This window comes from Leclercia sp. S52 (assembly GCF_039727615.1).
Lineage (GTDB): Bacteria > Pseudomonadota > Gammaproteobacteria > Enterobacterales > Enterobacteriaceae > Enterobacter > Enterobacter adecarboxylatus_B.
In genome coordinates, this window is the sequence record NZ_CP152474.1 from 4,662,740 (window position 1) to 4,675,025 (window position 12,286).

At 55.7% G+C, this 12,286-nt stretch carries 5 protein-coding genes, 2 tRNA genes, 2 rRNA genes and 1 pseudogene; 1 reads left to right on the forward strand and 9 read right to left on the reverse strand.

Annotation, left to right across the window (positions count from 1 at the left end; translation table 11 throughout):
* Positions 1-228: 228 nt before the first annotated feature.
* A complete protein-coding gene (locus tag AAHB66_RS22430; protein WP_347114633.1) occupies positions 229-1,158 on the forward strand; it encodes a sugar kinase in 930 nt (309 codons plus the stop codon).
* Between the two features lie 100 nt (positions 1,159-1,258).
* Here the strand turns inward: AAHB66_RS22430 and AAHB66_RS22435 are convergent, their stop codons facing one another.
* The 9 genes and pseudogenes from AAHB66_RS22435 to AAHB66_RS22475 form a co-directional block, all read right to left on the reverse strand.
* Positions 1,259-2,704 carry a pitrilysin family protein gene (locus AAHB66_RS22435; protein ID WP_347114634.1) on the reverse strand — a complete coding sequence of 482 codons (1,446 nt, stop codon included), beginning with the start codon at positions 2,702-2,704 and terminating at the stop codon, positions 1,259-1,261.
* A gap of 226 nt (positions 2,705-2,930) precedes the next feature.
* Complete coding sequence (dctA, locus tag AAHB66_RS22440) at positions 2,931-4,217, reverse strand: C4-dicarboxylate transporter DctC (protein WP_347114635.1); 1,287 nt, start codon at positions 4,215-4,217, stop codon at positions 2,931-2,933.
* A gap of 158 nt (positions 4,218-4,375) precedes the next feature.
* Positions 4,376-6,383 (reverse strand): annotated as a pseudogene (gene hmsP / locus AAHB66_RS22445) (biofilm formation regulator HmsP).
* Positions 6,384-6,565: 182 nt separating this feature from the next.
* Positions 6,566-7,528, reverse strand: a complete 963-nt coding sequence (gene birA / locus AAHB66_RS22450) for a bifunctional biotin--[acetyl-CoA-carboxylase] ligase/biotin operon repressor BirA (protein ID WP_347114636.1) — start codon at positions 7,526-7,528, stop codon at positions 6,566-6,568.
* A complete protein-coding gene (murB, locus tag AAHB66_RS22455) occupies positions 7,525-8,553 on the reverse strand; it encodes a UDP-N-acetylmuramate dehydrogenase (protein ID WP_347114637.1) in 1,029 nt (342 codons plus the stop codon). Before murB ends, birA begins: the two co-directional genes overlap by 4 nt.
* Before the next feature lie 178 nt (positions 8,554-8,731).
* A 5S ribosomal RNA gene (rrf, locus tag AAHB66_RS22460) occupies positions 8,732-8,847 on the reverse strand.
* Between the two features lie 93 nt (positions 8,848-8,940).
* Positions 8,941-11,848 (reverse strand): 23S ribosomal RNA (locus tag AAHB66_RS22465).
* Between the two features lie 197 nt (positions 11,849-12,045).
* Positions 12,046-12,121: transfer RNA gene (locus AAHB66_RS22470), tRNA-Ala, on the reverse strand.
* A gap of 49 nt (positions 12,122-12,170) precedes the next feature.
* Positions 12,171-12,247, reverse strand: a tRNA-Ile gene (locus AAHB66_RS22475).
* Between the last annotated feature and the right edge of the window lie 39 nt (positions 12,248-12,286).

Genomic DNA, 12,286 nt, shown 5'->3' on the forward strand with positions numbered 1-12,286 from the left:
GATATCCTGTTGAATGGGGAAGAGCCTGTGGGGACTGGTCAAAGGATTATCGGCCCCAGGTAAGAGAACTTTATGTTCGGTTGCGGACGAATATGAAAATCTGGGATCTGAAACTCACCCGAAACTTGTCCGGGTTCAAAAAAATAATGGAACGTCGTTTTAATACAGTTGACCGCTCCCGGGCTGCAGCGCACACTAGCGCTAATTTAACTGTTCAGGTTCACGACTATGTCTAAGAAAATTGCCGTGATCGGCGAATGTATGATCGAACTGTCCCAGAAAGGCGCGGAAGTGAACCGTGGCTTTGGGGGTGATACCTTAAACACCTCGGTGTATATTGCCCGTCAGGTTGATGCTGACGCGCTGGCGGTCAACTATGTGACGGCCCTGGGCACAGACAATTTCAGCCAGCAGATGCTGGATGCCTGGCAGAGTGAAAATGTCGACACCTCCCTGACCCAGCGGATGGAAAACCGCCTGCCGGGCCTCTATTACATCGAGACCGACAGCACCGGCGAGCGCACCTTCTACTACTGGCGTAACGAAGCGGCTGCCAAATTCTGGCTGGAGAGCGACAGCGCGGCCCACATCTGCGAAACGCTGGCCCACTTTGACTATCTCTATCTGAGCGGCATCAGCCTGGCGATCCTCAGCCCGGGTAGCCGTGAAAAACTCTTCTCCCTGCTGCGCGAATGCCGCGCTAACGGCGGAAAAGTGATTTTCGACAACAACTACCGTCCACGCCTGTGGGCCAGCCGCGAAGAGACGCAGCAGGTCTATACCCGCATGCTGGAGTGCACCGATATCGCCTTCCTGACGCTCGACGACGAAGATGCCCTGTGGGGTGAAAAGCCGGTTGAAGAGGTGATCGCCCGCACTCAGGCCGCCGGTGTCAGCGAAGTGGTGATTAAGCGCGGAGCAGACTCCTGCCTGGTGGCGATTGCCGGGGAAGCGATTATTGAAGTGCCTGCGGTGAAGCTGGCGAAAGAGAAAGTGATTGATACCACCGCGGCGGGGGACTCCTTCAGCGCCGGGTATCTGGCGGTGCGCCTGACCGGCGGTACCCCGGAAGCGGCAGCGCAGCGCGGCCACCTGACCGCCAGCACGGTGATTCAGTATCGCGGCGCGATTATTCCGCGGGAAGCGATGCCGAGGTAAAAGCAAAACGGCAACCCTCAGGTTGCCGTTTTTAGTGTTTGTTCCCTCTCCCAGTGGGAGAGGGCCAGGGTGAGGGCATCAGACCGCACTGCCCTCAGAGTTACTGCCCTTGCGATGCCGATTTCGCTGGCGCCATAATCCCATCCCACGTCGCCTGCAGATCCTTCATGTTGTATTCCGGCTCGCCTTTCGGCTGCATCAGAATCAAAGACATATCCTGAGAAAGCTGCTGGCGCAGATCCTGGCTCAGCATCTCTGCGGTCAGGCTGTTAAGGAAATCCTGACGCAGCTTCTGATACTGTTCCGGCGCGATATCCACCACCTGGTTTTGCAGCGAGCGAATGCGCTGGCTGATCAGAATATCGGTATCTGTACGGGCATAGGTGGCAAACAGTTTTTGCAGCTCGAGGTTTTTCTGCGCCACCAGCGCGTTGAACTCCTCTTCGCTCAGGCCGTTCTCACGCACCTTCGCCAGCTCTTTGGCGACCACCGCCATATTGGCGTTCAGCTTGTCGCCCGGCGACTCCACGTTAATGGCGCACTGGGCGCGCTGGAACAGCACCCGGCAATCAAAGCCCAGACCAATGTCCTTGGCGTTGTTCTTGCTCAGGGTTTGCTGAACATGCCAGAACAGCGCCTCACGGGCTAAGTCGGCGCGCCAGTAGCGCAGCAGCGCGGCAGATTCACGAATCGGCTGCCACGGGCTGTCCCACATAATAGAGAGTCGGTCCTGACGCACGGCATCGGTCATGATGCTGACCGGCTCTGCGCGCAGCGGCGACAGGGTTGGCACCGGCGCAGGAGTGCTGCGTTTGCCCTTCAGCTCGCCGAAGGTTTTGCTAATCTGTTCGATCACCGAGCGGCTATCAATGTTGCCGACCACAATCAGGGTCATGGCGTCCGGGGTATACCAGGTCTGGTAGAAGGATTTCACCTGCTCAATATCAACCGGCTGCTTCAGCGGCTCCGCCGGATCGTGACCCAGCAGCGCAGAACCTTTCAGGCGATAGCGCCACCATCCCTCTTTGGTATCCGCCGGCCAGGTCGCCACCATATCGCTGTTGCTCAGGGCATAGTTCACGGTCTCAGGCGTAATCGAGACGTTACCGGCGGTATCCGACAGCCAGGTCAATGCCTCTTTGAGCAGATCGTTACGGTTGTTTGGCAGGCTGAGGTTAAACATGGTGTAGTCATAGGAGACCACGGCAGGCGGCAGAGGGCGTTTAGGATCGATACCCTGTTGCCACAGTGAACGGACCTGTACGGCCTGCAGGCTGCCGCTTTGGGTCAGAGCCAGACGGGGAAGAAAATGGCTGAAACCGCTCTGTTGCGTACTCTCGGTCAGGGAGCCGGTATTGACGGAAAGGCGGATTTCAATGCGGTCGCTGGGGCGTTGCGGTGTGGCTAAAACCTGCCACTGAAAACCGTTCGCCAGCGTACCTTGTTGCCAGGCCGGGTCAGGCTGGAGCGCGTCAGCCTGCACATAACTGGCTGCTGCCATCATGAGCAAACCGCCGGTTAAGAGTCGAATTTTTGTGCCCTGCATGTGAACCCCTGATCAACATTCCTGGTTATAAAGAGTGCCACACGCCCTGTCGCACTCTAAAGATGATGTTCAAAACACTCCGATTAGACCGCGCGTGAAGCGAAACGTCACGGCAAGAAGTGAAATATACCCGAAATAATTCTTGTCCGATTATGACAAGTCTTCAGGGGCCATTATGCGCAGGAGCCCGCACCCCGACAAGGGAATGCGGGCCAGAGAGAAGATTTTAAGAGGATAAACCCTGTGTTTTGCCGTCTGGCGCACGATTATTCAGCGTATCGTCCAGTTTTTTGTGGTCCAGCTCTTTTACCCACTTCGCCACCACGATGGTCGCCACGCCGTTACCCACCAGGTTGGTCAGCGCGCGGGCTTCGGACATAAAGCGGTCAATACCCAGGATCAGCGCCAGCCCGGCCACCGGCAGGTGCCCTACTGCAGAGATGGTCGCTGCCAGCACGATAAAGCCGCTGCCCGTTACCCCAGCCGCCCCTTTCGAGGAGAGCAGGAGCACCACCAGCAGCGTGATCTGATGGAAGATGTCCATATGGCTGTTGGTGGCCTGCGCGATAAACACCGCCGCCATCGTCAGGTAGATGGAGGTGCCGTCGAGGTTAAAGGAGTAGCCGGTCGGGATCACCAGCCCCACCACCGATTTACGGCAGCCCAGCTTCTCCATCTTGTCGAGCATGCGCGGCAGCGCCGATTCGGAGGAAGAGGTACCCAGCACAATCAGCAGCTCTTCACGGATATAGCGGATGAACTTAAAGATGTTGAAGCCCGTGGCGCGGGCAATGCTGCCCAGCACCACCACCACAAACAGAATACAGGTGATGTAGAAACAGATAATCAGCTGGCCGAGCTGCACCAGGGTGCCGACGCCATATTTGCCGATGGTAAAGGCCATCGCCCCGAAGGCCCCGATCGGCGCCAGGCGCATAATCATATTGATGATGCCGAAGATGACCTGCGAGAAGCTTTCAATCACGTTGAAAATCAGCTGGCCTTTGCTGCCGAGGCGATGCAGGGCAAAGCCAAACATCACGGCGAACAGCAGCACCTGCAGAATGTTGCCGCTGGCGAAGGCGCCAATCACGCTGCCGGGGATCACGTCCAGCAGGAAGGCGACCACGCCCTGGTCTTTCGCCTGATCCGCGTAGACCGCTACCGCTTTTGCATCCAGCGTCGAGGGATCAACGTTCATGCCTGCACCAGGCTGAACCACGTTCACAATGATCAGGCCAATGATCAGCGCGAGGGTGCTGACCACTTCAAAATAGAGGAGCGCAACCGCACCGGTGCGGCCTACGGCTTTCATGCTTTCCATGCCTGCGATGCCGGTCACGACGGTACAGAAAATAACCGGAGCGATCACCATCTTAATCAGCTTAACGAAGGCATCGCCAAGCGGTTTCATTTGGGCGCCTAATTCAGGGTAGAAATGGCCAAGCAGAATACCGATGGCGATGGCGGTTAACACCTGAAAATAAAGACTTTTGAAGAGAGAGGTTTTCATAAGATGTCCTTGGGAAGAAAAACCGCAGGCAGTGTAGGGTTACTGCTCACCTGCGGCTTTAAAATAGCACCCAATAATCAGGACAAATAGGAACTCAGGCTGAATTTGAAACACAAATGTTAAGAATTTTGAGCTGGCTCGCACAAACCAGCAACATTTCATTCAACGGTGTGATTGTCATTCTGGTGAAGATAACGACTTTCAAAAATATCCTGGGGAACAGCTTTGGCAAACAGAAAACCTTGTCCGCACTCCACCCCGGCCTCAGCCAGCCATCTCCGCTGGGCTTCGGTTTCGACACCTTCGGCGATAATTCCCAGCTTCAGGCTGTGCGCCATCTGGATAATCGCCTCTACCATGCTGCTGTCGTCAGGCAGGCCCTCGACAAAAGCCTTGTCGATCTTCAGCACGTCGACCGGCAGGGTTTTCATATGCTGCAGCTGACGCAGCCCGGCGTACCCCATACCGAAATCGTCCAGCGCAATACGCACCCCGGCATTACGCAGCGGGCGGAGTATCGCCACAGCTTCGTTAGGATCGTCGATCCGGCGGCTCTCGGTTACTTCCAGAATCAGGGTATCAGGCTGGATGCGGTAGCGACCGATCAGCTCCAGCAGCTCCGGGACCATGTTCGGGTGCATCAGCTGTAGCGCCGACAGGTTAACCGACAGGGGCATCATCACCCCCCCGCGACTGCCAGGCTGACAGCAAGCGGCAGGACTCTTCCAGCACCCACTGGCCCACGGTCACCATCAGACCACAGTTCTCAATGCGGTCGATCAGCCCTTCCGGGAGTTCCCAGCTGCCATCGGCCTGGCGCATCCGCAGCAGCGCTTCGGCACTCCTGACCTTGCCGGTATGCAGATCCACCTGCGGCTGCAGCCAGATGGCGAAGTGGTTATGGTCCAGCGCGGTGAGGATATCGTTCTCTTCTGACAGCCGCTGCTGCGCCTTCTCCATCTGCTCGGGCTCGAAGAACTGGATCTGGTTCTTTCCCTTTTGCCGGGCAGTAAAGGCAGCGGAAAACGCCCGACGGAAGAGCTGCTCGGCGGTCAGGCTGCCGTTAAACATGGCGATGCCGATGCTGGCGCTCGGGCGCAGCTGGATCCCCTGTACCGGCAGCCGTTCATTTATAACAGTGAGTACTTGCTGACCCAGCGTAATGGCGTGCCACGGCTCTTTGACGCCATTGGCGATAATCACAAAGTCATAGGCGCTTACCTGGGTGAGCACCATCCGCGGCGCAAGCACGGATTTAAGCTTCTCAACCAGCGTCAGCAGTACCATTTCCCGCTGGCTCTCCTTCAGCACGCCGGCGGTGTCCTGCAAGGTTTCACAGGCCACCACCATCAGGGCGGTGGTCTGCTGGCGTTTCACCGCCTGCTCCAGCATCGCCATCAGAAAGGCCTTGTTGGGCAGATCCGAAACCGCAAAGCGGGTGGCGTTGTGATTAATCTCTTCATGCTGGCGCATCATGCGCTGCTGGTTGAGGTTGTAGCTGCGGACCAGCATGCCGATTTCGTCATCATGGTGCAGGCGCGGCACAGGGAGCTGGTGCCCGCTCTGCTGCTGCGGCGAAAGGGCATCCAGCTCGCGGGCAATCCGGCGCAGCGGATGGACGATCAGCCGGTTGATGCACCAGGTCAGCGCCACGGTCAGCATCAGCGTCAACAATAAGTAAGTGGTTACCAACGTCGAGACCCAGCTGATGACGAATTTATACATCCGCCAGGAGTCCGATTGCAGCACCAGATAGGCCAGCGGCTGCGGGTTCGCCGGACGCTGCAGGGAATAGACCGGCAGGGAGATCTGAACCGGTAGCTCAAACATGCGCTTGACCATCACCGGCACCGGACGCTCCGGAATAAAGTTCATGCGCAGGGCCTGAAACTGATTGGGCAGCACCACATCCGCCTGGCTGACGACGCCTGCCGGCCTGATGCTCTTAATAATGGATTCCGCCTGGGGAATGTCGCCCTTCAGAATGGCGGCAGAAAGAGGCTCCCGGATTGAGCGGGCAATACTTTCGAGTTGCGAAGCCGTGTTGTAGCGATTCTGCTGAATGGCATGAAACAGCAAAATGACGCAAAAGACAAAAACAAACACCATAGTGACGGCAGTCACCATCGCCATTTGTTTGATAGTTAAAGAGCGGCTGACACGCAAAATGAATCTCCAGAAACGCGAAACGCAGGTTAATCAACTGTTACCCTGCTGCTTTCAGAGTATACCTTATCGTGATGTGTTTAAGAGAGTGTAACCAACCGTTTAGGGATTATTCTGGTTGCCGCTTCGCACTCGGGCTAAACGGCTGTATGACTGCCCGGGAGCCAGCGGCTCCCGGCCTTTTATTCGGCGCTGCGCAGAGAAATCTCACCGCCAACCCAGGGCTTAATCACACCATCCTGCTCCAGCAGCAGCGCGCCCTGTTCGTTAATACCGCGCGAGGTGCCGTAGATCTCTTTATCACCAATAATGAGCTTCACCGGACGGTGAACAAAATTATCCAGCTTCTCCCAGCGAGGCAGGAACGGCGCTAAACCCTCCTGCTCGAAGATTTTCAGCGAGTGGCGCAGCTCATTGATGACCTGTACCGCAAGGACGTTACGATCGATGGCGATCCCCGCCTCCTGCAGGTTGATCCAACCCTGATTGATATCATCCGCCTGCACGTTACGCATCACCAGGTTGATCCCGGCCCCCATCACGATCTGTGCCGCATCGCCGGTTTTGCCCGTCAGTTCAACCAGGATACCGGCCAGTTTACGATCCTTAAGATAGAGATCGTTTGGCCACTTCACCCGCACGTCGTCGGCCCCCAGGGCTTGCAGAACCTCGGCCAGCACAATACCAATCACCAGACTAAGACCGATGGCGGCAGCGGGCCCCTGCTCCAGACGCCAGTACATGGACAGATACAGGTTAGCGCCAAAAGGCGAAAACCATTTACGTCCCCGACGACCGCGTCCGGCCTGCTGGTACTCTGCCACACAGCTGTCGCCAGACTTCAGCTCGTTGAGCCTGTCGAGCAGATACTGGTTGGTGGAGTCAATCACCGGCAGAACGGCGACGCTGTTATCGGTAATCTGGCTGTGGATAAAGGCTTCGTTCAACAGCTGAACCGGCTCCGGCAGGCTGTAGCCTTTGCCCGGCACGGTAAAGACATCCACGCCCCAGTCGCGCAGGGTCTGAATATGTTTGTTAATGGCGGCGCGGCTCATTCCCAGCTGTTCACCGAGCTGTTCACCGGAATGAAAATCGCCGTCGGCCAGAGTGGCGATCAGCTTCAGGGGGACGGTATGGTCTTTCATGCAATGGTCTCCACCGCGTTCACTTCACCGTGGTGCCCGATAAAGCGCACTTCCGGCTCCAGCCAGACGTTAAACTTCTCACCCACGCGCTGACGCACCTGATGGGCCAACTGCACGACATCATCGCTGGTGGCATTGTTTTCGTTGATAAGCACCAGCGCCTGCTGGCGATGTACCGCCGCGCCACCGCAGGTGGTGCCTTTGAGCTGACACTGATCGATCAACCAACCGGCAGCGAGCTTGACGCTGCCATCCGCCTGCGGGTAGTGCGGCGCGTTCGGCCATTCTGCAAGCAGGGTCTGTGCGTTTTCGGCGGCGATCACCGGATTTTTAAAGAAACTCCCGGCATTACCGTTCACTTTCGGGTCAGGCAATTTGCTCATTCGCATCTGGCAGACTGCCGCAAAAATCTCTTTCGCAGTTACAGTCGCGGGATCAAGACGGGTTAAATCACCGTAGGAGAGGACCGGCTGCCAGTTTTTGGTCAGGCGCAGACCGACCGCGACGATGACATATTTGTCCTGATATTCATGTTTGAAAATGCTGTCGCGGTAGCCGAAACGGCACTCATCGGCTTGTAAACGACGCGCTTCACCGGTCGCCAGCTCAATACAATCAACATATTCACAGACATGTTTGAGCTCGATGCCGTAGGCACCGATGTTCTGAATAGGGGATGAACCGGCGCAGCCAGGGATCAGGGCAAGGTTTTCCAGCCCTGGCATGTTGTGTTCAAGGGTGTATTGCACCAGATCGTGCCAGTTTTCTCCGGCACCCACATGCAGACGCCAGCATTCCTGCGTCTCCTCAACCGCAATCCCACGGATGCGGTTAACGATCACCGTGCCGGAAAAGTCTTCCAGAAAGAGAACATTACTGCCCTCGCCCAGAATAAGAACCGGTTGGTGTTGTTGCATTGCATGATTCCATGCGGCCAGCAGCTGCTGCGCATCGTCGGCTCGCACGATCTGTCGGGCATTTCGGTCGATGCCGAAGGTATTCCAGGGCTTAAGGGAGTGATTCATAGACGCTATCCAGATGCAAAAACCGGGATAGTTTACCCCATTGGGGGATCTTTGTCGGCTGGAATTGCCGGGCCTGGGGGGGGTTGTAGGCCGGGTAAGGCGAAGCCGCCACCCGGTGGTTTTTCCCGCCGCAACGCAAAAAGCCCATCCGGGAGGATGGGCTTCTTACTTATTTGATGCCTGGCAGTTCCCTACTCTCGCATGGGGAGACCCCACACTACCATCGGCGCTACGGCGTTTCACTTCTGAGTTCGGCATGGGGTCAGGTGGGACCACCGCGCTACAGCCGCCAGGCAAATTCTGTCTCCGACACGCCCTTCGGGCCTGTCAGTTAATCTGTATCAGCTGAAAATCGTCTCAAATCCGCCGAAACAGCTTCGGCGTTGTAAGGTTAAGCCTCACGGTTCATTAGTATCGGTTAGCTCAACGCATCGCTGCGCTTACACACCCGACCTATCAACGTCGTCGTCTTCAACGTTCCTTCAGGAGCCTTAAAGGCTCAGGGAGAACTCATCTCGGGGCAAGTTTCGTGCTTAGATGCTTTCAGCACTTATCTCTTCCGCATTTAGCTACCGGGCAGTGCCATTGGCATGACAACCCGAACACCAGTGATGCGTCCACTCCGGTCCTCTCGTACTAGGAGCAGCCCCCCCTCAATTCTCCAGCGCCCACGGCAGATAGGGACCGAACTGTCTCACGACGTTCTAAACCCAGCTCGCGTACCACTTTAAACGGCGAACAGCCGTACCCTTGGGACCTACTTCAGCCCCAGGATGTGATGAGCCGACATCGAGGTGCCAAACACCGCCGTCGATATGAACTCTTGGGCGGTATCAGCCTGTTATCCCCGGAGTACCTTTTATCCGTTGAGCGATGGCCCTTCCATACAGAACCACCGGATCACTATGACCTGCTTTCGCACCTGCTCGAGCCGTCACTCTCGCAGTCAAGCTAGCTTATGCCATTGCACTAACCTCCTGATGTCCGACCAGGATTAGCTAACCTTCGTGCTCCTCCGTTACTCTTTAGGAGGAGACCGCCCCAGTCAAACTACCCACCAGACACTGTCCGCAACCCGGGTAACGGGTCCACGTTAGAACACCAGCCATTAAAGGGTGGTATTTCAAGGTTGGCTCCACGCAGACTGGCGTCCACGCTTCAAAGCCTCCCACCTATCCTACACATCAAGGACCAGTGTTCAGTGTCAAGCTATAGTAAAGGTTCACGGGGTCTTTCCGTCTTGCCGCGGGTACACTGCATCTTCACAGCGATTTCAATTTCACTGAGTCTCGGGTGGAGACAGCCTGGCCATCATTACGCCATTCGTGCAGGTCGGAACTTACCCGACAAGGAATTTCGCTACCTTAGGACCGTTATAGTTACGGCCGCCGTTTACCGGGGCTTCGATCAAGAGCTTCGCGTTGCCGCTAACCCCATCAATTAACCTTCCGGCACCGGGCAGGCGTCACACCGTATACGTCCACTTTCGTGTTTGCACAGTGCTGTGTTTTTAATAAACAGTTGCAGCCAGCTGGTATCTTCGACTGATTTCAGCTCCACCCGCAGGGGCTTCACCTACATATCAGCGTGCCTTCTCCCGAAGTTACGGCACCATTTTGCCTAGTTCCTTCACCCGAGTTCTCTCAAGCGCCTTGGTATTCTCTACCTGACCACCTGTGTCGGTTTGGGGTACGATTTGATGTTACCTGATGCTTAGAGGCTTTTCCTGGAAGCAGGGCATTTGTTGCTTCAGCACCGTAGTGCCTCGTCATCACACCTCAGCGTTGAAAAGGTACCGGATTTACCTGGAACCTCCGCCTACATGCTTAAACCGGGACAACCGTCGCCCGGCCAACATAGCCTTCTCCGTCCCCCCTTCGCAGTAACACCGAGTACAGGAATATTAACCTGTTTCCCATCGACTACGCCTTTCGGCCTCGCCTTAGGGGTCGACTCACCCTGCCCCGATTAACGTTGGACAGGAACCCTTGGTCTTCCGGCGAGCGGGCTTTTCACCCGCTTTATCGTTACTTATGTCAGCATTCGCACTTCTGATACCTCCAGCAGACCTCACAGTCCACCTTCGACGGCTTACAGAACGCTCCCCTACCCAACAACACATAGTGTCGCTGCCGCAGCTTCGGTGCATGGTTTAGCCCCGTTACATCTTCCGCGCAGGCCGACTCGACCAGTGAGCTATTACGCTTTCTTTAAATGATGGCTGCTTCTAAGCCAACATCCTGGCTGTCTGTGCCTTCCCACATCGTTTCCCACTTAACCATGACTTTGGGACCTTAGCTGGCGGTCTGGGTTGTTTCCCTCTTCACGACGGACGTTAGCACCCGCCGTGTGTCTCCCGTGATAACATTCTCCGGTATTCGCAGTTTGCATCGGGTTGGTAAGCCGGGATGGCCCCCTAGCCGAAACAGTGCTCTACCCCCCGGAGATGAATTCACGAGGCGCTACCTAAATAGCTTTCGGGGAGAACCAGCTATCTCCCGGTTTGATTGGCCTTTCACCCCCAGCCACAAGTCATCCGCTAATTTTTCAACATTAGTCGGTTCGGTCCTCCAGTTAGTGTTACCCAACCTTCAACCTGCCCATGGCTAGATCACCGGGTTTCGGGTCTATACCCTGCAACTTAACGCCCAGTTAAGACTCGGTTTCCCTTCGGCTCCCCTATACGGTTAACCTTGCTACAGAATATAAGTCGCTGACCCATTATACAAAAGGTACGCAGTCACACCACAAGGGTGCTCCCACTGCTTGTACGTACACGGTTTCAGGTTCTTTTTCACTCCCCTCGCCGGGGTTCTTTTCGCCTTTCCCTCACGGTACTGGTTCACTATCGGTCAGTCAGGAGTATTTAGCCTTGGAGGATGGTCCCCCCATATTCAGACAGGATACCACGTGTCCCGCCCTACTCTTCGAGTTCACAGCAAGTGTATCTTCGTGTACGGGAGTATCACCCTGTACCCTGCGACTTTCCAGACGCTTCCACTGACACACATGCTGATTCAGACTCTGGGCTGTTCCCCGTTCGCTCGCCGCTACTGGGGGAATCTCGGTTGATTTCTTTTCCTCAGGGTACTTAGATGTTTCAGTTCCCCTGGTTCGCTTCGTTAAGCTATGTATTCACTTAACGATAGTGCAACGGATTGCACTGGGTTTCCCCATTCGGAAATCGTCGGTTATAACGGTTCATATCACCTTACCGACGCTTATCGCAGATTAGCACGTCCTTCATCGCCTCTGACTGCCTAGGCATCCACCGTGTACGCTTGGTCGCTTAACCTCACAACCCGAAGATGTTTCACTTCTGATTGCGAAAATTTGAGAGACTCCAACACACCGCTTATCTGCTCTTATTACGGAGAACAGACACGGCGTGTCGTTTCAATTTTCAGCTTGATCCAGATTTTTAAAGAGCAAAACTTCGCAGCGCACCTTCTCAGGTACACTCTGAAGTTTTCTTGTTGTCGCAGTAAAGGATGGTGGAGCTATGCGGGATCGAACCGCAGACCTCCTGCGTGCAAGGCAGGCGCTCTCCCAGCTGAGCTATAACCCCATCGCAAAATGCTAATCTCTGTACCGCTCATCCTTTATCACAAGGAGTTTGGTAGGCCTGAGTGGACTTGAACCACCGACCTCACCCTTATCAGGGGTGCGCTCTAACCACCTGAGCTACAAGCCTGCAGAGATTTTTTACTGCTTACTTTTCATCAGACAATCT